Below are 23,020 nucleotides of genomic sequence, written 5' to 3' on the forward strand. Positions count from 1 at the left end.
GCGGTGCCGGGCGTGGATTACCGTTTTTTCGTATCAGAGCTCATTCCTCACACTTCAGGGGTGATGGCGAACCCTCCCATCACCCACCACGGTGCCTCGCGAAGGGGTTCCGGGGGGACTTGGATCCCGCTCGTGGTTGTGGAATACAACGCGGTGTAGTGCACGTTGTATGGAGACCACTGGCGGGCGTCGGGGGTATACGCCCCCTCAATCAGTGTGTTTCCGTCGTTTCCATAGGTGGGGGGGTAGAACGGTGCGAGAATCCCCTCGATCGCGCCGAAGTTATCCGGGAATGTTAATACACATTCGGCGGCGAGCTCGCGGGCTACATGCGGCTGGTTGCCGACCCATGCTGCTGCGCTGTCCAGACGCATTTTCCCCCAAGTCCTCTTTATCCGGTACACATTGGACACAGTCACCGCGTATGATGCGGTCCTGTTATATCGGTCCACCACGGTCACTCGTGCGGTCCCCCTTTTGAGCCCGGCTACCTTCCCGTTCGCATCCACACTGGCAATACTCGGATCGGCCGAGGTGTAGGTATACGGGGCCGCACCACTGATGGGCACCCGAGTCTCAACGTTGCCTTCCACCTCCTTCGTCGGCCAGCCATAGTCCTGAATCAATTTGAGCCCATCCAGCACCATAGGCGTCGGATCGATGATCAACTCGGGCGCCGTCTCCACCTTCACGATGCGTGGCGCGGATGACTGCTCCGAACCATACAGGGCTTTGGCGGTCAGGCTGTGCGTCCCGTCGTCCAGGTTCTCCAGCGTATGGGTCCAGACGCCACTGGCGTTGACAGGACGACGGCCTTTGGAGGTGGCGCCATCAAAGATTTCGACTTCCAGGTTCGCGGTTGCCGTGCCGGTCAAAATGACAGTGGTGTCGATGGTGGTGCTATTGTTGGGGATGTCGTTACCTTTGGAGTCTTTCACCGAGGTGATCGCAGGCGTCACCGCTATGGCCACTTTAAAGGTCCTGGCCGCCGATACCGGACTGCTGCCATACAGGGCTTTGGCGGTCAGGCTATGCTCCCCGACACCCATGCCCTGAACCCTGCGGGTCCAGACGCCACTGGCGTTGGCCGTGCTTCGGCCTTTGGACGTGGCACCATCGAAGATCTCGACCTCAAAACCGGCCGTAGCCGTGCCGGTAAGGTTGACATAATCGTTGACGATGGTAGTGCCGTTGGCGACTTCGTTGCCGTAGGCGTCCTTGACCGAGGTGATGACGGGAGTGGCCGCGTTGGCGACCGTCAGCGTGCGTGCAGCCGACACCTGACCTGCGCCGTACAGGGCGGTGGCAGTGAAACTGTGTGCCACCGCGCCCAGTCCGGTCATGGTCAGCGTCCATTCGCCGGTGGTGGCATCGGCGGTGGCTTCGTCCTTGACCGTTGCGCCGTCCTTGATCTGCACCTTTTGCCCTTTGCTGGCCGTGCCGGTGAGTTTGACCGTGGTGTCGACGGTGATGCCACCTTGCGGGATCAGGTCCCCCTTGGAGTCTTCGGCCTTGGTGATGGTCGGGGCGACCGAGGCGGTCACTGTCAGAGTCCATGCATCCGATACCTGACCCGCGCCGTACAGTGCTTTGGCGGTGAAGCTATGCGCCCCGACGCCCATGCCCTTGTTCTCGAACGTCCAAACGCCACTGGTGTCGACTGGGCGTGTAGCCAATGAGAAGCCTCGGTTAAAAATCTCTACCTCCAGGCCCGCGGTCGCCGTACCGGTCAAATTGACCGTGGTGTCTACGGTGGTGCCGCCGTCGGGGATGTCGTTGCCCTTGGAATCCTTGACCGAGGTGATGACGGGAGCGGCCGCGTTGGCGACCGTGAGGGCGTACGGGTCTGACACCAGACCCGCGCCATAAAGCGCTTTGGCCGTCAGGCTGTGCGCCGCGCCCGCCAGCCCGCTGACCAGCAACGTCCAGATCCCGGTTGAAGCATCGGCGGTGGCTTTGCCTTTGGAAACCGTACCGTCGAACACCTCAACCTGCAGACCTTTGCTCGCCGCACCGGTCAGGGTGACCGCTGTCTCGACGGTGGTGCCGCCATGCGGAATTTCCACGCCACTGGGCGAGCCTTTGATCGAGGAGATGGTCGGGGCTTCTGCTATTGGCAAGATGCTCAACTTCAAGATTGGCGACCTCCCGGCCTGCCCACCATCACGATTCAGGTTCCAGCGAAACTCGATGTCCTTGCCTTGCCGTGCTGTCAGGAACTCGGGAGTCAGAAGGGTATTCACCCGCTTATTCACGTTGAACGCCACTAACGGAAACTGCGGCGCCCCGGCCGGCGGATTGACCTCCACCAACCTTGCCCGGTCGCCGGGCAATGCACCCAGGTACTCGATGCGCATGGTTACACCTTCGAGATAAGCCGGAATATCAATCGGACTCACCGCCGGCGACACCAGAGAAGGTGGTAGCAAATCAATCGTGTCCCCTCCCGTCACCTGAGCCGTGGTGGTTTTCGAGGTGGCAATGACTGCCCCGGTTCTTACCAACTCATACCTGGCCCGCACCACGCTGTCAGCGATGACCTTGGCGTTGGGCACCAGCAATTTGTAGGTGAAAGGAATCCGCCCAACGCTGGTTTCCACGGTGTGCTGCACAACGGGGCCGCTGGGTGGGGTAGCACTGTAAAGCATACGGATCACGTCGTTGAGCTGCCACAGCGGGGCAAAGGCATGCACCAGCACGCTCAGGTCTTTGCTGCCGAGTTTGTCCAGATCGATAGTCGCCGGATCGTCGTTGGGGTCGTCCGGATCTTCCGTCACGTCGGGCGCCACCAGACGCTGTTGTGTGAGGTTTACATCCACTGGCACGATGCCTGACCACGGGGAATCGGTGTCCGGTCCATTGCCGAGCTGGTCGGTGACGGTGAAGGAGAATACGAAGTTGGGGTGATCTCCCGCACGTATAAATACCTCTTCTTCAACCATCACACAAAGCGTGGTGGGCTCACTTGAAGGCGTCGCCGGCGCTTCCGAAACGCTGACAGTGCGGTAGACGTCCTGACCGTTGCAGTTCAGCCATATCACGTCGTGGGCACGGCAATAGGGGTAGGCAAAACAACACAGCACGCCTTGTTTGGCGCGCTCTGCGTCGATGCCCTCTTCAAGCACGTCTGCCGGCAGGATCAGTCTCAGCTCCGAATGCGCGCCATCGCCAGGAGTAACGTCTTCCATCCCGGGCCGAATAGTGTTGTAAAGCAGGGTCAGCGCCGGCGTCGAAGTGCCGATATTCGAACTGCCACGGGTGATGGTGTAAACGAGTTCGTTAATTCTGTCCGGTAACAACAGGCCTTTGTTGATGTACAGCGTGGTGATGAAGTTCTCTTCACCGGCATTGATGGATTTGCTGTTCCCGGACAGCCCGTTCAGTACCAGCGTGATGACATCGCCAGGTTGCAGCGTACCCGCGAGCGGCGGATCGATATCGACTTTCAGGCCCATGGGTTTGAGGTCATAGACATGCTTGGGCACGCCATAATGGGCGCCGATCACCGGTGTTGTTGCCTCTGGGGCACGGGGTGGTGACAGTGCCAACACGGTGTTCTCGGGGAGTTCGCGGGTGTTCATGACGGAGTCTCCTGAGCGGGAAAAGGCCAGGAGCTATCAAAGCGTTTTATCGAGGGATGTACACCTGTCAGATCTGACAGGTGCAGACAGGTTTGAGACAAACGGTCGAAGTGCGCTGACTGAAAATACAAAACCCGCCGCCCCGGTTGATCGGGGTGGCGGGTTTTTTATGCCAGCAGAGTGTGTGTTGTCTGCGAGTCAGTCTTCGCGAGCAAGCCCGCTCCCACAATTGATCTTCGTTGCTTTGAGCATTGAGTTCGCTTAACTGATGGTCATTATCCGCGGCGGCCCGTTTCTTATTGAAAGCGAGGCTCGGAGTGTGATGCGCGGTTCGTAATACTGCTAGGCCAAAGTGTCGCGCTCAGCGAAGATTCTTGCCATTTGTGCCGCGTTTTCGGTGCCCCAGGTGCACAGTGGCACGATCGCTTCAGCCAGGCTGCGACCGAGTGGGGTCAGCGCGTAGTCCACGCGCGGCGGCACTTCCTTGTAGTCGGTCCGCGCCAGCACATGATCGGCTTCCAGATCCTTCAACTGCTGGATCAGCACCTTGTCGCTGACGCCCGGGATCAAACGCTTGAGCTCGCCATAGCGTTTCGGGCCGCTGCGCAGGAAAAACAAGACCAGCGGTTTCCACTTGCCCGAAATGATGCGCAGCGTGGCGTTGAGCCCGCAACCGGTGTCGCAGATTTCAGAAGTCGTCGTCATATTTTGATACTTACCTAAAGGTGCATACTTGTCCTTAGGTTACCTGAGCTGCATCCTCGTTCTCAAGCAAGCAATTTCCTGCTTGGGTACAACGCCAACGAAGGATGCACGCATGACCAGACTGAATGGAAAGACCGCGGTGATCACCGGCGGTGCCACCGGCATAGGCCTCGCCGCAGCAAAACGCTTCATCGAGGAGGGAGCCTTCGTGTTCATCTTCGGCCGCCGCCAGGAAGCGCTCGATGTCGCCGTGGCCGAGCTCGGACCGAATGCCCGCGCGGTAAAGGGCTCGGTCTCCGATCGGGCCGACCTCGACCGACTGTACGCGGCGGTGAAGGCCGAGCGCGGAACCCTCGACATCGTCTTCGCCAATGCCGGGGCGGGGAGCCCGCTTGCGCTCGGCAAACTCACCGCCGAGCACATTGACGAAACCTTCGACACCAACGTGAAGGGCCTGATCTTCACGGTCCAGAAGGCGCTGCCGCTGATGGGCCAGGGCGGTTCGATCATCCTGACCGGATCGAGCGCCGGCACTACGGGCGCCCCCGCTTTCAGTGTCTACAGCGCGAGCAAAGCGGCAGTGCGCAATCTTGCGCGGACCTGGGCGGAGGATCTGAAGGGCACGGGTATCCGGGTCAACGTGCTGTCGCCCGGGCCGACCGCGACCGAACTCGCCAAGGCCGCGCTGGGCGAGGAAGGCATGAAGGTCTTCGCTTCGATGAATCCACTCCAGCGCATGGCCGATCCGGCGGAGATCGGCGCGGCGGCCGCGTTTCTCGCGTCGCAGGACAGCAGCTTCATGACCGCCAGTGAGGTCGCCGTCGACGGCGGCCTGGCGCAAATCTGATTCGCTACGCCCCGCCGGTCACTCGATCGATATTCGGAGCCCGCCGGGCGTAGTAAACCCAAGGAGAATATATGAACTACGCAATTATCGGTTTCGGCAAGCTCGGCCAGGCCCTGGCCAAGGCGTTTGCCCGAAGCGGCATCGAAGTATCCGTTGCAACCACTCGCGATCCGCAAAGCTTTGCCTCCACTGCAGCCGCGATCGGACCAGCGATCGTGCCAGCAACACTGGCGCAAGCCCTCAAGGCGGACATCGTCTTTCTGGCTGTCCGTTTTGAGTCTCACCGAGAGGTCGCGAAAGCGCTGCCGACCTGGAAGGGCAAGACCATTATCGATGTGACTAATGCCTACGGCGTGCCTCCTGAGCAACTGGGAGGGCAGCCTTCTTCCAAAGTCATTGCGCAGGCCTTCACGGGTGCAAGACTGGTCAAGGGCTTCAACCATTTGGTCGCCGGCGTGCTTGACCAGAATCCGGCCATACAGGGCGGCAGGAGAGTCGTGTTCCTGGCGAGCGATGACGACGACGCCGCAACGGAAGTCGGTACGCTTGCTGAAAATCTCGGTTTCTCGCCGATCAAACTTGGCGGGCTTTCGGAGGGTGGGCTGCTAGTGCAGGCGCGCGGAGACAGCTGGGGGCAACTGATCTTTAAGAACTTGGTAAGGTTCGATTGACGATCCGTGATCACAAATTTTGATGCGATCCGGCCTCGTGGACAAAAGGCAGCCCTGCCTGATTGAAGCGAGGTCGACGACGGCAGAAAGCCGCGATCCGATTATCTGGCAAGCGTGCTTTGAACTTAAGCATCGAGGTGAAAAAGTCCGCTTCTGGCCGGTAGTTGTCCTCACATGTCCAGAAACGGGAATTGGTAAGTGCTTTAGCCAGTAGACGTCAGGTTATGGCTGAAAGACGGGCATTCTGAATATTCCCTCACCAGTACAAAAATCACACTTGTCTATGACGCTGTGTGTCATACAGTCTTTCGCGTGGCATTCATCCCGCATTTCAAGGATTTTCAATGAACGTTCATTTTGTGGTCCACGAAGCATTCGAATCGCCCGGCGCCTACGAGACCTGGGTTCGGCAGCGTGGCCATGAGGCGGGTTATTCACGCGTCCATGCCTTTGATGCGTTGCCTGCGAGCGTGGAGAACATCGACTTGCTGGTGGTGTTGGGCGGCCCGCAATCGCCGGCGACGACCCTGGAGGAATGTCCGCATTTCAACGCGGCCGCCGAGTGCGATTTGATCGTTAGAGCGATCAAGGCGAACAAGGCAGTGGTGGGGGTGTGCCTGGGGGCGCAATTGGTCGGTGAGGCGCTGGGTGCTGCGCATGGTCACAGTCCGGAAAAGGAGATCGGCAATTTTCCGATCAGGTTGACGGCAGCGGGGAAGGGCAGCGCCAAGGTTGCGCACTTCGGCGATGTGCTTGAGGTGGGGCATTGGCACAACGATATGCCGGGGCTGACGGCGGACGCGAAGGTCCTCGCGGTCAGTGAGGGCTGTCCGCGTCAGATTGTCGAGTACAGCGATCTGGTCTACGGCTTTCAGTGCCACATGGAATTCACTGCGGATGTCGTGGAGCGCTTGATTGCCGCGTCCGGTGAAGAGTTGGCAGCCGCGCTGGATCAGCGTTTCGTTCAGCAACCGGCGGCGCTTCGCAACAACGTCTATGAGGCGATGAACCTGAAACTCTTCGAGTTTCTCGACCAGTTGGTTGCGCAGTATCAGCGGCAAACCAAGGGCTAGACACTCAACAAATGGCGCCGTCAAACCACGATTTCACGGCGCCCTGTGCTCAGATCCAGACGTCGTTGTCCGCCGTGCGCTCCCCACCTTCGTGCCCGGTGTTACGCACACCCCGAGGCTCGATCATCATCAGTCGCGCTTCTCCCTCTGCTGCCGTCCGATGTTCGATTCCGCGCGGCACGACGTACAACTCACCCGGCTCGATGTAGACGCTGCCATGGGGCAGATCGATCCGCAGCGTGCCTTCGATCACGATAAAGGCTTCATCGGTTTCCGGGTGGGAGTGCCAGATGAACTCACCTTCGATGCGAACCACCTTGAACTGGTAGTCATTCATTTCGGCGACCACTCGCGGGCTCCATTGCTGGTCGATCAGTGCGGCTTTTTGCGCCAGATTGATGGCGTGCAGACTCGGTTCTTTGCGGGTGTGTGGCATGACAGATCCTCTCTCAAACGGGAGTCGTCAGCCTAGCGAAGGGGCGATTGGCAATGCTTGTACGATCCTGCAAGTTGACCCTGTGTCCGCACGCGCTCCAGCCAACGCGACGGAGATACACCATACGTGCGGGTGAAGTGTCGGGTCATGTGACTTTGGTCGTGAAAACCCGCCGCCAGCGCGGCATCCACCAGCGAGAATCGGTCAAGCACCAGCGTGCGCAATACATCCAGGCGGCGCAGGGTCACGAAGCGATAGGGGCTGGTGCCGAACAGCACTCTGAAGTCCCGGGAGAGGCTCCACTTTTCACGGCCGCTGGCGTGCTCCAGCATCTCCAGCGTCACGCTCTGGTGCAGGTGGGCCATGATGAATTCTCTGGCGCGCTCGGCCGCCGGGTAATCGAGCAGTTTGCGTCCACGAGGTTTGCCCGCCACCGCGCGCAGGGCCATTGCCAGATCAAACAGGGCGTCCTGTTCTTCCAGCGGATCGAGTGCGTGATCCATCGCCTGCACGAACGCTTCGCTGGCCCGATACAGACGCGGATCGCTGGAGAGGCCGCCGGCGATGAAGGGTAACGGCTCACCCTTCAAAACCTGCTGAATCAGGGCCGGGTCGATATAGGCCATGCGATAGTGGAAACCTGCTTCGGTCCCGGCCATGCCGTCGTGCAGTTCATCCGGATGCAGCAGCAAGGTGTTTCCCGGCAAGCCGTGGCGCAGGGTGCCCTTGTAGTGAAAGCTCTGCACGCCGGAGAGTGTGCGGCCGATCGAATAAGTGTCGTGCCGATGTGGCTGGTAGCCATGGCCGCCAAACCAGGCCTCGATGCGTTCTATCCGCCCCGGCTGAGTGCTGCGCACTACCCAATCGGAACCTGGATCTGGTTTGGACTGTTCCATGGTTTCACTGTCCCTGAAGGAGAAAGCCAGCTGCGAAGGATGATAGCGAACCTTATCGAAAGCCGGGTGCTTACAGCTCCATCACCGTTGCCCCCGCGTGTTTTGCGCCAGACGCTCACGCCAGTTGCCACCGTACGTGCGCAGGCACTCTTGCTCGGAGTCGAAACGCACACAGCGGTCTGAAGGGCGCAGGTCGATGTCGGCTTCCCTCAGTGCGGTGGCCGTCAGTTCGAAGATGCGTGTTTTGGCTTGCGTCAGGGCGAGCGTTTTGTCTGCTTCGGTTTCGAACACCCAGATGACTGTCAGGGTTTCCGGCAAAGCGTTCAGGTCAGCGGTGTGGGTCAGCCAGGTGAAGCCTTTGATTTCACCTTTTGCGGTTTCACATGCGTCAGTGAGCGTGGCAATCAAGCGCCGCTCGATCCGCGCCAGTTCACGTTTTCCAGGGGGCATTGCGGGTTCCTTTGCGGATAATGGCCAGCGATCAACAGCGCTCATCATATATTGCCGGCAACGTGTTCTGGAGTCGCACTCAGGTTGCTTTCGACATTCAGTTGAGGATAACTGGAGCACCGTCCCTTGAATAAGGAGGCCCTGATGGCCACTGCCCACGTGTTCATTGCCGTCAGTCTGGATGGCTTCATTTCGCGCCCGGATGGCGGGATCGACTGGCTTTTGCAGCGTGATGATCAGACAGAGGATCATGGCTATTGGACCTTCATTGCCGACAAGGATGTGATCGTGATGGGGCGGGGTACCTATGAGAAGGTGATGACCTTCGACACATGGTTCTACGATCGGCCCGTGGTGGTGCTGTCCGAACAGTTGGTGAATACGCCGGTGCCCGAGGCGTTGCAGGGTAAACTGCGCTTTTCCAATCGCGCACCCGCAGAGCTGATGGCGGAACTGGCGAGCCAAGGCGTCGCGCGGGTGTATGTCGACGGCGGGCAGATGGTGCAATCCTTCCTGCGCGACGGCCTGGTCGCGGATATGGTGATCACCACGGTCCCTGTGCTGATCGGCTCGGGAAGGTCGTTGTTCGGGGAGCTTGCGCAGGACATTGCATTGGAACTGGTCTCCAGCCGCAGTTTTCCTTCGGGCCTGGTACAGTCGACCTACGACATCGTGCGCGGCTAGCGTACGCCACGCATACCAGACGCTTCGCGTATCGCCTGCACGTGCCGCAACTAAAAACAACGCGCGGGCGCAGCGAGGTGCAGCTGCGGTAACATGCCTCACCTCATAACCAACGAGCATTGAAAATGGATTCTCACTCGATTCTGGCCTTCACCCTCGTCGCGGCGATTGCCATCGCCAGTCCCGGACCTGCGACGCTGATGGCGATCAATAACAGTCTGGCGCACGGGCAGCGCAGTGCGATCTGGTCGTCGCTGGGCAATGCCAGTGGCCTGTTCTGCCTGTCGGCGGCGGCGATGCTGGGGTTGGGCGCGTTGCTGGCGAGTTCCGAGTGGTTGTTCAACGCGGTGAAAATTCTCGGTGCCGGCTATCTGTTCTATCTCGGGCTCAAACAGTTGTTCAAGAAGGGCCCGATGTTGCCCGACGGCATTGCCGATGACGTGAGCAAGAGCAGGCCGACCCGTATGAAACTCTACAAGTCGGCGTTCCTCACGGCGGTGACCAACCCCAAGGCGACGATGTTTTTCACCGCGCTGTTCCCGCAGTTCATCGATCAGGGCGCGACGTTGTTGCCGCAGTTCCTGATCCTGACGTCGATCTTCATGGCGTTGTCGGTGACCTCGCTGAGCCTGTATGCCGCGCTGGCCTCCCGGGCCAAAGGCGTGCTGACCCGGCCCGCGTTGTCGCGTTGGGTCAGCCGGGTAGTGGGCACTACGTTCATCGGTTTTGGTGCGGCAATTTTGACCATGCGCCGGCAAACCGTTTAAACCCTGGAATCAATCCAGGTCGCTGGCCTGATGCCGTTCCGCGACCTGGCTCGCCTCGTCACCCCAGGTGCGATTGACGCGTTGTCCACGCTTGACCGCCGGCCGATTGGCGATTTCTTCTGCCCAGCGTTGCACGTGGGTGTACTCCTGAGCCGCTAGAAACTCGGCAGCCGAATACACGTTGTTGCGCACCAGTTGGCCGTACCACGGCCAGACCGCGATGTCGGCGATGGTGTAGCTGTCGCCGGCCAGATAGCGGCTCTCGCCGAGGCGGCGGTCGAGCACGTCGAGCTGTCGCTTGGCTTCCATGGTGAAGCGGTTGATCGGGTATTCGAGCTTCTCCGGCGCATACGCGTAGAAGTGCCCGAAGCCGCCGCCCAGATAAGGCGCCGCGCCCATCTGCCAGAACAGCCAGTTCAGGGTTTCGGTGCGGCCTGCCGGATCTTTCGGCAGAAAGGCGCCGAATTTTTCTGCCAGATACAGCAGGATCGAACCGGATTCGAACACCCGAATCGGCGGCTGCGCGCTGCGGTCGAGCAGTGCCGGAATCTTCGAGTTCGGGTTGATCTCGACAAAGCCGCTGGAGAACTGATCGCCTTCGTTGATGCGAATCAGCCACGCATCGTATTCGGCACCGGTGTGCCCCAGTGCGAGCAACTCTTCCAGCAGGATGGTCACCTTCACGCCGTTGGGCGTCGCCAGTGAATACAGTTGCAGCGGATGTTTGCCAACCGGCAGCGTCTTGTCATGCGTCGGCCCGGCAATCGGGCGGTTGATGCTGGCGAACTGGCCGCCGGACGGGGCTTCGTGTTTCCAGACTTTGGGCGGTACGTAGGGCGCTTTACTCATGAAATGGGCCTCATCGTGATTGTGCCGAGAATGACCTGACGGGTATCAGACGCGACAGCATAAACGCTCTGGCTCAAGTCTGCGCAACCCCCGGAATCATCAAGCAGGCCGCCAGGCCAATCAGCGCCGCACCAATTACCTTGTCAATGACCTGCTGTTTTTCCAGCATGCGCCGGCGCAAGCGTTGCGTAGAAAAAAACAACGCGACCAGGCTGAACCACGCCCAATGGGTGAGCGACATGAACAGGCCATAGGCGAGGTTTGCTGTCAGGGAACTGCCGGCCTGCACCACCTGGCTGTACGCAGCCACCACGAACAACATGGTTTTCGGATTCAGCGCATTGGTCAGGAAACCGGAGCCGAACAGCTGCCATGCACCCGGTGCCGAGGCACTGGCCTCAGCCAATGTCAGCACGGATTTATGGGTGAAGGATTTGATGCCCAGATACACAAGATACCCACCGCCCAACAGTTTCATCGCCATGAACAGCATGGGTGATTGCGTGATGATCAGCGCCACGCCGAACACCGTATAAAACACATGCACCTGAACGCCGCAGGCAATACCCAGCGCGGCCAGTAAACCGCTGCGCCGTCCGTAGGCATAGCTGTTGCGGGTCACCATGGCAAAGTCCGGGCCGGGGCTGATCACCGCCAGGATGGTAATGGCGATTACCAGAAACAACTCATTCATCAATCCGCTCCTTCGCGCCTGGATATCCATTTGCGCTACTTGAATTCACAGATACTGAATTCACCAGCGGTTTCTGCAGGGAACCGTTGCGAATACGTAACTGGCGTCGCAGGCTGCGAACGGCGCCATGATGGACAATTGTCATTGGCAAAAAAAACGATTTATAGTCGCGAAAATCTGTGAGAAATCATCGTCTATATGAACCTGCCTCCGTTGGCTGCTTTGCGCTTCTTTAACACCGCTGCCCAGACCCAGAGCTTCGTCAAGGCCGCGGAGTTGCTGCACGTCACTCACGGCGCGGTCAGCCGGCAGGTGCGCTTGCTGGAGGAGGTGATCGGCGTTGAATTGTTCGAGCGACGCAATCGGGCGATTTTTCTCAATCACGCGGGACGCTTGCTGTTCAATGTCACTGCGCCGATGTTCGAGCAACTGCAGAGCACGATTTATCGCTTGCAGCGTGAAGTCCACGATGACGTGCTGGTGGTGTCCTGCGAGCCGACCATCGCCATGAAGTGGCTAATCCCGCGCCTGCCCGATTTCCACAATGCGCACCCGCATCTGCAAGTGCAATTGCTGACCGCTGGCGGGCCGATTGATTTCGCCCGTTCGGGGGTGGATCTGGCGATCCGTCGTGACGATTTCCATTGGGATGCAACCGTGCATGGCGTGACGATTTGCGAGGAGTGGATCGGCCCGGTCTGCGTCCCGTCCAGTCGTCCCGCAAGCGATCATTTGCGCGGTGCCTGCTTGCTGCGCAGCAAGACGCGACCGCAGGCGTGGGACAACTGGCTTCGACTGGCTGACATGACCGCGACGGATGTCAGTCGGGTCGACTACGAGCATTTCTACCTGTGCATTCAGGCAGCGTTGGCGGGGCTGGGGATCGGCATGGTGTCGTTTCTGATGGTGCAGGACGAACTCAAGTCCGACCAGTTGATCGCGCCATTCGGTTTTGTGCGCGACGGTTCGAGCTATTGCCTGTTGTCACCGCGACCATTTGAGCAGAGCGCCAATGCCATGCTGTTTCGCGAATGGGTAACGCAGCAGATGAGCGCGTGCGTTCGGCAACTTGGGGATGGAATTATGGTTTGCTCACCCGAGTCTGTTTAACGCCGCCATCAGTCGCCGCTATGTACCGTCAGTGCCGGGGAAAATCGGCCTGTGACCGACGGTTCAACGCTCGCGATGTGGCCAGTGATCTTGAATTTCATACCACGAAGCTTTGGATGTCACCTCGACATGCTGCTGTTTGTCAGGGATGAAAGCCGTGTCCAGTGTTCCCAGCGCTATTGAGATCCAGTCCGAGAACTCGCCTTGGCTGCGTGACCAAAACAACGAAGCGCCGCAGTGAGTGCAAAATTGGCGCAGCACTGCTTCAGAGGATGGATAGGACTTGATGTCGTCGGTGCCCCGCAGCAATTCAAGATCTTTGCGCAGTACGCTGCCATAGCTGGCAAATGCTGCACCATGGCTTTTGCGGCACTGACTGCAATGGCAGTGAGTAACCGCTTTTGGTTTTGAGTTGATCTGGTATTTGACTGCACGGCAAAGGCAACTGCCTCGCAAGGTCTGGGAAGCGCTTTTGAGCGAGTCCGGATCGAATGATGTGTTGGCGATCTCACTGATGTCAGGTGCCAGCTGCCATTGACCGCAGGTGTCTGTGATCTGGCGTACCACCCATTGCTGCGGGCCAGTCCAGGATAGCTCGAGGTAGGGGCCTGCAAGCTCCGCGTCGGCGATCAGCACGCTCGCTTCATCCGCCGGGCCGGGGCACATGCCCCCGGCCGCGAAAGGTACACGCGCAAGCATCAGCTCGTTGAGCAGGCGTACGAGCTCGGCGTGGGACGTGAAGGTTATCTTGCGTTCTCCGGCTGCAACACCGGCAAACAGCAGATGGCCCGTCATCGAGTCGGTCGAGTTGATCGACGCCAGATGTACGGGGGGCTGCCCTGAGCCTTTTGCATAACGTGGCGTGTTCACTGCAAATCCTTTTCATCAGGTGTGTGAAACGAGGTGGCCAAAGCATTTTCCATCGGCCAGCGCGTCTTCAAATGTTCCGTCAAATATTCCATGAACGCTCGAACCTTCGGCGTCAGCGCCGCACGTTCCTGCACGCAGGCATAGATTTCCATCGGTTCGCCGTAAGCCTGGTTTTCAGCTTGGTATTGCTCGAACAGCGGCAGCAGCTGACCGCTTTCGAGATAGGGGGCGGCGACGAATTCGGCCAGGCGCGTGACGCCCGCACCGTTGACGGCCATTTGTGCCAGGGCGTCGATGTCGTCGCTGATGGCGGTGGCGTTGATCGGGGTGTCGTAGTGCTGGCCGTCGCGGATAAAACCCCAGCGCAGAAAGCGCCCATCCAGTGGGTAGCGGAACGCCAGGCAGGCGTGGTGCTGCAGGTTTTGCGGGGCTTGCGGCACGCCGGCGCGCTCAAGGTAGGCAGGGGCGGCGCAGAAGACGAAGGGCAGGGACACGATCCTGCGTGCAACGATGCCGTCTTCCAGTTGCGGCTTGATCCGCAGGCTCAGGTCGATGTTGTCCTGGATATGGCTGATCTTGCCATTGGTGGTCGACAGCTCCAGCAGCAGGCGCGGGTGCAGTGCGGCGAAACCGGCGATCAGCGGTGCCAGCACATGGCGGCCGAACGCGGAGGTCGAGGCGATGCTCAAGCGGCCTTGCAGTTCGCCTTGATCACTGATGATCGAGCTCTGCGCCGACTCCAGATCCGCCGCGATGCGCCTGACCTTTTCGTAATACAGCGCGCCGTTTTCGGTCAGGGCCATGCGGCGGGTGGTGCGTTGCAGCAGGCGTACGCCGAGGTGCGTTTCGAGGCGACTGAGGGTCTGGCTCACCGCTGCCGCACTGACGCCCAGGGTCTTGGCGGCGCCGACGATGGAGCCGATTTCGACCACTTTGATAAAGCTGGCAATCGCCGCCAACAGATTCATCCGTGTCCCGCCGAGTAGGTTCGATTCGTAAGTTGTGCTTTATAAAGTACCTGTGGCGGGCCGTCTAGTTGGGGGCAGGGGGCTTTGCTAAGGTGCCGACTCCCTGTCAATGTCTGGAAAGCCATATGAATCAAAGAGCAGCCACCGAAGCCTTGTATCCCTCGCGTCGCAAGCTGTCACCGCGGGCGACGCCGTATGTGTTTGCGCTGTACATGGCGACGATCATGGCGTTCCTGATGTCGCTGGTGATCACCGCCGCCAACTCCGGCATTGATAACGACTACCTGGGTAATGCGCTGCATGCCTACAAACTGGCGATGCCGGTGGCGTTTCTGTGCATCCTCGTGGTGCGGCCGATCGTGATCAAGCTTGTATCGATGACGGTGCACCCGCATCGTTGATTTCACACCTCAGAAAAACTCGTCCAGCAACTGATAGAAGTCGATTTTTTGCGGATCCGGCTGGACCCCATAAGCCTCGAAAAATGCCGGCACCCACTGTTCGCCCAGGTTGTCGGTGATGCTGTGGGCCGCCAGTGCCAGATCCTGAAAGCGGTCGGCAACCCCCAACCGCCCGCAATCGACGAAACCGCTGAAGCGGCCGTGGTCGGCGAGCAGGTTGGGCAGGCACGCATCGCCGTGGGTCACCACTAGGTCTTCGCTGACCGGGCGTGCAGCGAGCATCTGCTGGAACACCGCTTCGGCGCTGTGGCCGAGGCGCGAATCGTCGAAATCTTCTTCATCGATCAGGCCGGCCAGCAGGTGCTCTCGCGCCAGAGCGATTTTCGGATCGAGGCGATGGTCGAACGGGCATTGGGTGATGTCGAGCGCGTGCAAGGTGCGCAAGGCATTCGCTGCCAGCGTGACGATTTGCTGCGGGGTGAGGCGCTCGCTGCTGGCGAGGTCGCGCCCCGGTACCGCGCTCATCAGCAGCCAGTAACGGTCATGCTCTTCGGTGCTGTCGAGTACTCTTGCTACCGGCAGATCCTGCTCCGCCAGCCAGCGCAGACGCTGCACTTCGCCGGGCAGTTCGGCGAAGGTGATGCGCGGTTCCGATTTGACGAACAGCGGCGCCGAGCCAGCGGGTGTGAGGCGGAACACGTCGGCGCGGGATTCACCGATGGTCTGCTGTTCGCAGGCGCTGTCAGCGAAGCGGCTGCGCCATGTCTGTGGTAGCTCCATTTTCATTCGTCCCTTGCGACAGTGGGCGCCAGTGCGCCTTCAGAAATTCGATAAACACTTTAACCTTGCGCGTGCTGCGGCGGTGGGCCAGATACAGCACGTAAATCCATGGGCCGAACGCGCTTGGCTCGCGCCAGTATTCGGGCATCACTTCCACCAGTTCCCCGCGAGCCAGATACGGCGCGGCGCTCCATTGCGGCAGAAACTGCAGGCCCTGGCCCTTCAGCAGGCAGGCCAGCAGGAAGTCGTAATTGTCGCTGGCCACGCGCGGATTCGGCTGGGTCAAACGAACCCGCCGGTCCCCTTGCTTGACCCACCAGAAATGCCGGTTGAGCAGCGGATGGCGGAAAATCAGCCAGTCGTGCTGCTGATAGTTGTCCAGTGACACCTCTTGGCCCTTGCGCGCCAGATACGCCGGGCTGGCGCACAGCACCACCTGATTCTCGACGATGGGCTGGGCGATGACGCCCGGCAGATCGATCGGGCCATCGCGCAGCGCCAGATCGTAACCGCCATCCACCGGGTCGTCATAGCTGTCACTCAAGTCGACCTCCAGATGCACCTGCGGATGGGCGTCGAGAAAACGGCAGCAGACCTCGTTGAGAAACGCCGGGGCGAAGGAGGGCGGGGCGGTGATGCGCAAGCCGCCGCTCAATGCGTGCTTGAGCTGCTCGACGCCTTCGCAGGCCAGTTGCAGTTGCATCAGCGCCTGTCGCGCACCGTCCAGATAAATCCGCCCGGCCTCGGTCAGCGCCATACGCCGCGTAGTCCGGTCGAACAGCCGTGTACCGAGTTCCTCTTCCAGCTGTGCCACGGCTTTGGTCAGGGCGGACGGGGTCTTGCCGAGCACCTCGGCGGCGCGGCTGAAATTACCGTGTTCGGCGGTGGCGACGAACATGGTCAGGGCGCTCATCTTGTCCATTGATCTATTCCTGCTGGGCACAGAAGTTGTGCGCGAGGTGGCATTCAGTTATCGCCAGGGCTTGGATAGGCTTGTTCGCAGCCTAACAAAAATAACGAGAAACCTCATGAAGCAGCTACTGACCCTGATGGTGTCATCGGCACTGGCCTGTGCCTCACTGGAAAGTCTGGCGTCAGCCGATCTGATCCTGCACAACGCCAAGGTCTACACCGCCGAACCCGGCCAGGCCTTGCAGCAAGCGGTCGCGGTGGAGAACGGCAAGATCCTCGCCGTGGGTACGGATGCGCAGGTGTTGCGCCTGAAAACGGCAGCCACGCAGGTGATCGACCTGCACGGCAAAGTGCTGATGCCGGGCTTCATCGACTCGCATTCCCACACGATCAAGGGCGGGCTGCAGTTGTTGCAGGCCAACCTCGATGGGCAGTTGTTGCCGCTCGAACAACTGGAACAACTGGAACAACGCCTGCGCCAGTGGCGCCAGGACGGCAAGGCGCAACGCGGGGAATTCCTCAGTGTCGGCGGGGTGCCGTCGACCTACTGGAGTGACGTCGCCGCCCTCGAACAGCGCTTCAATCAGGGCGAATGGGCGAACCAGCCGATCCTGCTGCTGGGCTGGGATCTGCACACCGGCTGGGCCAATCGGGCCATGCTCGAACGTGCCGGCGTCACGCCTGAAAAGGTCAAGGCCCTCAAAGGTGAAGAGCAGGCGACCATCGGCCATCACCCCGACGGCACCCCGGATGGCTTCCTCGTCGATGCCGGTCTGTACCCGGTGCAGGCCTTGCTACCGCCGCCGACGGCTGAGGCGTTGCTGGCCGGCGGGCGCGCGGCGCTGAGCTATTACAAGCGTCTGGGAATCACCGGGTGGATGGACCCGATTGCCAACGAAGTCCCCGGCAGTGACGTCACCAACAGCTCACTCGGGGTGTTGCCGACCTACAAGCAACTCTCGGAAAACGGCGAGCTCACCGCCCACGTTGCGGCGCTGCTGATGGCCGATTCCAAGGCCACGCCGGCCGACCTTGATGAGCTGGACAAGGTCCGTCAACAGTTCCTCGGTGTCAGCAATCTGACTTTGCCGGGGATCAAGATCTTCGCCGACGGTGTGGCCGAAGTGCCGGCGCAAAGTGCGGCGATGCTCGAGCCGTACCGCAACTCGAAAAAGACCGGCGAGCTGCTGATCGACCCCGCGCATTTCGGCGAACTGGTCAGCGCCGCCGATGCGCGCGGCTGGCTGGTGCACATCCACGCTATTGGCGACCGCGCGGTGCGTGAGTCGCTCAACGGCATCGAGCAGGCGCGCAAGGATCGCCAGAGCGGCATCGCGCATTCGATCACCCATTTGCAAATGGTCAACCCCAAGGAATTCGCCCGCTTCAAGGCGCTGAATGTCATCGCCTCAATGCAGATGTTCTGGGCCGCTGCCGATGAGTCGAGCATGGATCTGGTCAAGCCTTACGTCAGCGCGATGGCCTTCATGTACACCTACCCGGCGCGCTCGCTGCTGAAGAACGGCGCGACTATCGCCGGCGCCAGTGACTGGCCGATCACCACCCCCGAGCCTTGGAAAGCGATCTATCAGGCCGTCAGCCGCAAAGGCCCGAAAGGCGTGCTCAACGCCGCCGAAGACATCGACCGCCAGACCATGTTCCAGGCCTACACCCTCAACGCGGCCAAGGTGCTGCGCCTGGAAGACCAGATCGGTTCGCTCAAGCCCGGCAAGCAGGCCGACATGATCGTGCTCGACCGCGACGTGTTCAGCGTCGAGCCGCAGGCCCTGCGCGACACCCAAGTGCTCAACACCTGGTTTGCCGGTCGCGAAATTTATCGCCGCAAACCCTGACGGCATCTCTCTGTAACGTAAACAAGGAAAGCCTTTCGTGAATGTTCATTGCTTCGTCACCGACACCCGCAACCCGCAGATTCGCGGGCACCAGATTGGCGCCACCTGGGCCGCGCAGATCCGTCAGACGGTGGAGCTCTATCTGGATTTCTTCAATCAGGTCGGTGTTCCCCGGGCGCAGGTGCAGGCCATCGGCGAAGCCAGTCTGCAAGCCCTGCAAGGCTGGTGCCCGAGCCTCGCCGAAGAGATCGTCGCCACCGCTGAAGGTGCTGGCGTGCCGCTTTGGCAGCTCGCCAGCCTGAATGCCCGCACCGAGATTCTCGCAGTGATGCCGGCGTCCACCGAAGGCGAGTGTTCGACCGCCGTTTTCGCCCCTAACGGCGCACTGCCGCCACGCACCATCCAGACCTGGGACTGGCACGATTCGCTGGTGCCCAACGGGCTGATTCTGCAACTGACCACGGCCGGGGGCATGACGGTCAAGCTGTTCACCGAATTCGGCATGCTTGGCAAGATCGGAGTGAACAGTGCGGGGCTGGGGCTGCACTTCAATATCCTGCACCATGCCAGCGACAACGGGTCTGCCGGAGTACCGGTGCATGCGATTGCCCGGCGCATTCTCGAAGAAGCCACCTGTATTGATGAAGCGATTGCTCTGGCGCGTTCGGCGCGGGTGAGCGCCTCCACGGTGCTGACCGTGTTCTCCCGTGATGACTCCAGCCCTCGTGCGGTGAGCATTGAAATGTCACCAGCCTTCACCGCTGTGGTGCGACCTGATGCCGGGGGCTGGATCACCCACACCAACCACTTTCTCGACCTCGAACTGAGCCTTGGCGAGCGCACGCCTGACGCCTCGACGACTTACGCGCGTTTTGACCACGTCAACGCCGCGTTGCGCAACATGGCCAGCGGCAAGCTGAGCCGTCGGGCAGACGCCATGTGTGGCGAGGCGGGCGAAGATGCACCGATCTGCTTCCACCCGGATCTGAGCATGCCAGCGACCGAGCGCTGGGAAACCCTGCTGACGATTGGTATCGACACTGAAAACAGCGTGCTCGAATACGCCGCCGGCAACCCCAAACAACTGGCCCGAAACGGCTATCTGCGTTTCTGAGTCGCTGCTTCCAATAAAAACAAAACGAGCATTGCCCATGGCTACCGAGATTGATCGCAAGAGCGGTTCCCCGTCTGCGCTGAGGACGTTTTTTGTCTCCGGCATGGGCACCGCCCTGGAGTTTTATGACTTTGTGATTTACGGCACCGCCGCTGCGCTGGTGTTTCCCAGGGTGTTCTTCCCGCAGATGGACCCGCTGACCGCGACCCTGGTGGCGTTCGGGGCTTTCGGTGCGGGCTTCTTCGCCAGGCCGCTGGGCGGCATGGTGTTCGGGCATTACGGCGACAAACTCGGCCGGCAGAAAATGCTGGTGATCACGCTGCTGCTGATGGGCTTGAGCACGCTGCTGATCGGGTGCCTGCCGGGCTATGCCACCCTCGGTGCGGGCGCGCCGGTGTTGCTGGTGCTGCTCAGGTTGGTGCAGGGCTTTGCCGCCGGTGGCGAGTGGGGCGGCGCGGCGTTGTTCGGCATCGAGTCGGCGCCGCCCGGACGGCGTGGCCTGTGGGGCAGTTTCACCAGCATGGGCATCGGTATCGGCGGGATTCTCGGTGCCGGGGTGTTCGCCATCGTCAGCGTCGCGTCGCACGATGACCTGGCCGGATTCGCCTGGCGCATTCCGTTCTGGCTCGGTGGTGTGCTGGTGCTGATCGGTCTGTATGCGCGCTTGCACAAACCGCTCGAACAACCCGCCGAACCGCAGGCGCACGTGCGCATGCCGTTGCTCGAAGCGCTGCGCGCACGGCCCAGAGCCATGCTGCTGTGTACCGGCATTGCCTTTGGCTACGTGACCATCGCCTACATCGGCAGCACGTTCTTTCTGTCGTACGCCACGCAACTGGGTTATGGCAGCACCGACGCGCTGATTTTCGACTTGTCGCTGTCGATCGCCATCGTCATCACCGCACCGTTGTTTGCCTTGCTGTCCGACCGGATCGGCCGCCGTAAGGTGATGGTCCTCGGCGCGGTGATCATGGCCCTCGGCTTCTTCGCGTTCTTCCCGTTGGTCGGCCTCAAGAGCCTATTGATGTCTACCGCCGCGTACATCGCCATCGGTGCATTCATGGGGGCGACGCAAGGACCGATTCCGGCGTTCCTGGCCGAACAGTTTCCACGGCACATGCGTTATTCGGGAATGTCGGCGGCCTATCAGATCGGCGCGGCGCTGGGCGGCGGGACGGCATCCAGTGCGGCCACAGCGATTCTGATCGCCAACAACCACAACGCGTTCGGGGTGGCGGTTTACGGCGCGATTGCCCTGGGCATCGTGGCGCTGTGCTCGTTGCTCCTCAAGGAGACGGCGCACCTCAGCCTTGAACAGATCGACGAGGCCGATTGGCCGCAGACAGCGCCCGCCGTCACTGGCTAGCGCAAAAACAATCGAAACTTCGCGCGCGCCTCGACTGTCCAGACCCTTGTACCGCCCGGCGGATACCTCGCCGGGCAGGCTTCATGCATCGGTGACAGGCGAGGAACGAGATGACGACGACAGTGGGAGATTTTCTGGTTGAGCGGCTCAGCCAATGGGGCGTCACGCGGATTTTTGGTTATCCGGGAGATGGCATCAATGGCGTGTTCGGCGCGCTCGCCCGAGCCAATGGCAAGATCGAATTCGTTCAGGCCCGGCACGAAGAAATGGCCGCGTTCATGGCTTCGGCCCACGCCAAGTTCACTGGCGAATTAGGTGTGTGCATTGCCACTTCAGGCCCCGGCGCTACGCACTTGATTACCGGGCTGTACGACGCCCGCATGGATCACCAACCGGTGCTGGCGATTGTTGGTCAACAGGCGCGCACCGCACTCGGCAGCCATTACCAGCAGGAGCTGGACCTGGTCTCGATGTTCAAGGACGTGGCCGGGGCTTTTGTACAGCAGGCCTCGGCACCGTCGCAGGTGCGGCATTTGCTCGATCGCGCCGTGCGCACGGCGGTTGGCGAACGGCGGGGGACGGCGATCATCCTGCCCAATGATCTGCAGGATCTCGAGTACGAGCCACCGGCGCGGGCGCATGGCACCGCGCATTCCGGCGTCGGATACACCAAGCCGAAAGTGCTGCCCTACGAGGCGGATCTGCAGCGCGCTGCCGACGTTTTGAACAGCGGTGAAAAGGTTGCGATTCTGGTGGGCGCCGGCGCGTTGCAGGCGACGGATGAAGTGATCGCCATTGCGGAAAAACTCGGTGCTGGCGTCGCCAAGGCGTTACTCGGCAAGGCCGCGCTGCCGGACGATTTGCCGTGGGTCACCGGCAGCATCGGCCTGCTGGGCACCGAGCCGAGCTACAAGATGATGCACGAGTGCGACACCTTGCTGATGATCGGCTCGGGTTTCCCCTATGCCGAGTTCCTGCCCAAGGAAGGTCAGGCGCGTGGCGTGCAGATCGACCTGCAGCCCGACATGCTGAGCCTGCGGTATCCGATGGAGGTCAATCTGGTCGGCGACTCCGCCGAAACCCTCGCTGCACTGCTGCCGTTGCTCGAACCGAAAACTTCGCACAAGTGGCGCAAGAAAATCGAAGGCTGGCGCAGCACCTGGGAAAAGACCCTGGAAAAACGCGCGATGTCCAAAGCCGATCCGATCAATCCGCAGCGGGTGGTGTATGAGCTTTCGCCGCGTCTGCCGGAGCAGGCGATCATCACCAGCGACTCGGGTTCCTGCGCCAACTGGTACGCCCGTGACCTGAAGATTCGCCGGGGCATGCAATGTTCGCTGTCCGGTGGCCTGGCCTCGATGGGCGCTGCCGTACCGTACGCGATCGCCGCCAAGTTCGCCCATCCGGAGCGTGCGGTGATTGCGCTGGTGGGTGACGGCGCGATGCAGATGAACAACATGGCCGAACTGATCACCGTCGCCAAATACTGGCGCCAGTGGGACAGCCCGAAGTGGATCTGTGCGGTGTTCAACAACGAGGATCTGAATCAGGTCACCTGGGAGCAGCGGGTGATGGAGGGCGATCCGAAGTTTGAAGCCTCGCAAAGCATTCCCGACGTGCCGTATCACCTGCTCGCCATTTCCATCGGCCTGAAAGGGATTTTCGTCGACCGCGAAGAAGACGTCGCCGCCGCCTGGGAACAGGCGCTGGCCTCGGACGTGCCGGTGCTGATCGAGTTCAAGACCGACCCCAACGTGCCGCCGTTGCCGCCGCACATCAAGCTCGAACAGGCGAAGAAATTTGCCACGACCTTGCTCAAGGGCGACCCCGACGAAGCGGGCGTGATCGTGCAAGCCGCCAAACAGGTACTGGCCAGCGTCCTCCCCGGCAAAAAATAACCCCATGTAGGAGCTGCCGCAGGCTGCGATCTTTTGATCTTGAAAAAGCAAATCAAAAGATCGCAGCCTGCGGCAGCTCCTACAGAGGGCCGTGA

Annotated in this window: 22 protein-coding genes; 11 read left to right on the forward strand and 11 right to left on the reverse strand. The window is 60.7% G+C overall.

The features are described from left to right. Positions 1-47 precede the first annotated feature (47 nt). Both PseAD21_RS21290 and PseAD21_RS21295 read right to left on the reverse strand, forming a co-directional pair. Positions 48-3,581, reverse strand: a complete 3,534-nt coding sequence (locus tag PseAD21_RS21290; protein ID WP_102357629.1) for an Ig-like domain-containing protein — start codon at positions 3,579-3,581, stop codon at positions 48-50. 342 nt (positions 3,582-3,923) lie between these two features. Then, the gene (locus PseAD21_RS21295; RefSeq protein WP_102357630.1) at positions 3,924-4,286 is read right to left on the reverse strand and encodes a helix-turn-helix domain-containing protein; all 363 of its coding nucleotides are present in this window, start codon (positions 4,284-4,286) and stop codon (positions 3,924-3,926) included. A gap of 112 nt (positions 4,287-4,398) precedes the next feature. Between PseAD21_RS21295 and PseAD21_RS21300 the strand changes: the two genes are divergently transcribed. The 3 genes from PseAD21_RS21300 to PseAD21_RS21310 all read left to right on the forward strand — a co-directional run bounded on the left by PseAD21_RS21300 (position 4,399) and on the right by PseAD21_RS21310 (position 6,877). Then, positions 4,399-5,133 carry an SDR family NAD(P)-dependent oxidoreductase gene (locus PseAD21_RS21300; protein ID WP_102357632.1) on the forward strand — a complete coding sequence of 245 codons (735 nt, stop codon included), beginning with the start codon at positions 4,399-4,401 and terminating at the stop codon, positions 5,131-5,133. A 71-nt stretch (positions 5,134-5,204) separates the two neighbouring features. After that, positions 5,205-5,804, forward strand: coding sequence for an NADPH-dependent F420 reductase (locus tag PseAD21_RS21305; protein ID WP_102357633.1), 600 nt, complete (start codon positions 5,205-5,207; stop codon positions 5,802-5,804). A 344-nt stretch (positions 5,805-6,148) separates the two neighbouring features. Then, positions 6,149-6,877: a type 1 glutamine amidotransferase gene (locus PseAD21_RS21310; RefSeq protein ID WP_102357635.1), complete on the forward strand. Its 729-nt coding sequence runs from the start codon at positions 6,149-6,151 to the stop codon at positions 6,875-6,877. A 49-nt stretch (positions 6,878-6,926) separates the two neighbouring features. Here PseAD21_RS21310 and PseAD21_RS21315 read toward each other — a convergent pair whose 3' ends face one another. The 3 genes from PseAD21_RS21315 to PseAD21_RS21325 form a co-directional block, all read right to left on the reverse strand. Continuing rightward, the gene (locus tag PseAD21_RS21315) at positions 6,927-7,313 is read right to left on the reverse strand and encodes a cupin domain-containing protein (RefSeq protein ID WP_102357636.1); all 387 of its coding nucleotides are present in this window, start codon (positions 7,311-7,313) and stop codon (positions 6,927-6,929) included. Between the two features lie 32 nt (positions 7,314-7,345). Next, a complete protein-coding gene (locus PseAD21_RS21320; protein WP_102357638.1) occupies positions 7,346-8,209 on the reverse strand; it encodes an AraC family transcriptional regulator in 864 nt (287 codons plus the stop codon). An 81-nt stretch (positions 8,210-8,290) separates the two neighbouring features. Further along, positions 8,291-8,659: a hypothetical protein gene (locus PseAD21_RS21325; protein ID WP_102357639.1), complete on the reverse strand. Its 369-nt coding sequence runs from the start codon at positions 8,657-8,659 to the stop codon at positions 8,291-8,293. Between the two features lie 144 nt (positions 8,660-8,803). Between PseAD21_RS21325 and PseAD21_RS21330 the strand changes: the two genes are divergently transcribed. Beyond that, positions 8,804-9,343, forward strand: a complete 540-nt coding sequence (locus tag PseAD21_RS21330; protein ID WP_102357641.1) for a dihydrofolate reductase family protein — start codon at positions 8,804-8,806, stop codon at positions 9,341-9,343. Between the two features lie 125 nt (positions 9,344-9,468). Beyond that, entirely contained in the window at positions 9,469-10,110 is a 642-nt protein-coding gene (locus tag PseAD21_RS21335; RefSeq protein WP_102357642.1) for a LysE family translocator, read from the forward strand. A gap of 9 nt (positions 10,111-10,119) precedes the next feature. Here PseAD21_RS21335 and yghU read toward each other — a convergent pair whose 3' ends face one another. Continuing rightward, the gene (gene yghU / locus PseAD21_RS21340) at positions 10,120-10,959 is read right to left on the reverse strand and encodes a glutathione-dependent disulfide-bond oxidoreductase (protein ID WP_102357644.1); all 840 of its coding nucleotides are present in this window, start codon (positions 10,957-10,959) and stop codon (positions 10,120-10,122) included. Positions 10,960-11,032: 73 nt separating this feature from the next. Further along, a complete protein-coding gene (locus tag PseAD21_RS21345; RefSeq protein ID WP_102357645.1) occupies positions 11,033-11,653 on the reverse strand; it encodes a LysE family translocator in 621 nt (206 codons plus the stop codon). Between the two features lie 198 nt (positions 11,654-11,851). Between PseAD21_RS21345 and PseAD21_RS21350 the strand changes: the two genes are divergently transcribed. Further along, entirely contained in the window at positions 11,852-12,763 is a 912-nt protein-coding gene (locus PseAD21_RS21350; protein ID WP_102357646.1) for a LysR substrate-binding domain-containing protein, read from the forward strand. A 63-nt stretch (positions 12,764-12,826) separates the two neighbouring features. Here the strand turns inward: PseAD21_RS21350 and PseAD21_RS21355 are convergent, their stop codons facing one another. Both PseAD21_RS21355 and PseAD21_RS21360 read right to left on the reverse strand, forming a co-directional pair. Beyond that, positions 12,827-13,270 carry a GFA family protein gene (locus PseAD21_RS21355; protein ID WP_102357678.1) on the reverse strand — a complete coding sequence of 148 codons (444 nt, stop codon included), beginning with the start codon at positions 13,268-13,270 and terminating at the stop codon, positions 12,827-12,829. A 359-nt stretch (positions 13,271-13,629) separates the two neighbouring features. Further along, positions 13,630-14,601, reverse strand: coding sequence for a LysR family transcriptional regulator (locus PseAD21_RS21360; RefSeq protein ID WP_102357648.1), 972 nt, complete (start codon positions 14,599-14,601; stop codon positions 13,630-13,632). A gap of 125 nt (positions 14,602-14,726) precedes the next feature. On the opposite strand from PseAD21_RS21360, the gene PseAD21_RS21365 reads away from it, so the two are divergent. Then, positions 14,727-15,002 carry a DUF2798 domain-containing protein gene (locus PseAD21_RS21365; protein ID WP_102357649.1) on the forward strand — a complete coding sequence of 92 codons (276 nt, stop codon included), beginning with the start codon at positions 14,727-14,729 and terminating at the stop codon, positions 15,000-15,002. Between the two features lie 9 nt (positions 15,003-15,011). Here the strand turns inward: PseAD21_RS21365 and PseAD21_RS21370 are convergent, their stop codons facing one another. Together PseAD21_RS21370 and PseAD21_RS21375 are read right to left on the reverse strand one after the other, a co-directional pair. Next, the gene (locus tag PseAD21_RS21370) at positions 15,012-15,788 is read right to left on the reverse strand and encodes an APH(3')-II family aminoglycoside O-phosphotransferase (RefSeq protein WP_371859082.1); all 777 of its coding nucleotides are present in this window, start codon (positions 15,786-15,788) and stop codon (positions 15,012-15,014) included. Then, positions 15,745-16,704: a LysR family transcriptional regulator gene (locus tag PseAD21_RS21375; RefSeq protein ID WP_102357653.1), complete on the reverse strand. Its 960-nt coding sequence runs from the start codon at positions 16,702-16,704 to the stop codon at positions 15,745-15,747. The genes PseAD21_RS21370 and PseAD21_RS21375 overlap by 44 nt, the downstream gene beginning before the upstream one ends. 106 nt (positions 16,705-16,810) lie before the next feature. Between PseAD21_RS21375 and PseAD21_RS21380 the strand changes: the two genes are divergently transcribed. The 4 genes from PseAD21_RS21380 (at position 16,811) to PseAD21_RS21395 (ending at position 22,925) form a co-directional block, all read left to right on the forward strand. Then, positions 16,811-18,547, forward strand: coding sequence for an amidohydrolase (locus tag PseAD21_RS21380; RefSeq protein WP_102357654.1), 1,737 nt, complete (start codon positions 16,811-16,813; stop codon positions 18,545-18,547). Between the two features lie 37 nt (positions 18,548-18,584). Then, positions 18,585-19,661: a C45 family peptidase gene (locus tag PseAD21_RS21385; RefSeq protein ID WP_102357656.1), complete on the forward strand. Its 1,077-nt coding sequence runs from the start codon at positions 18,585-18,587 to the stop codon at positions 19,659-19,661. A 37-nt stretch (positions 19,662-19,698) separates the two neighbouring features. After that, a complete protein-coding gene (locus PseAD21_RS21390) occupies positions 19,699-21,027 on the forward strand; it encodes an MFS transporter (RefSeq protein WP_102357657.1) in 1,329 nt (442 codons plus the stop codon). A 110-nt stretch (positions 21,028-21,137) separates the two neighbouring features. Next, a complete protein-coding gene (locus tag PseAD21_RS21395) occupies positions 21,138-22,925 on the forward strand; it encodes a thiamine pyrophosphate-requiring protein (protein ID WP_102357659.1) in 1,788 nt (595 codons plus the stop codon). Positions 22,926-23,020 lie beyond the last annotated feature (95 nt).

Source organism: Pseudomonas sp. AD21 (genome assembly GCF_002878485.1).
Lineage (GTDB): Bacteria > Pseudomonadota > Gammaproteobacteria > Pseudomonadales > Pseudomonadaceae > Aquipseudomonas.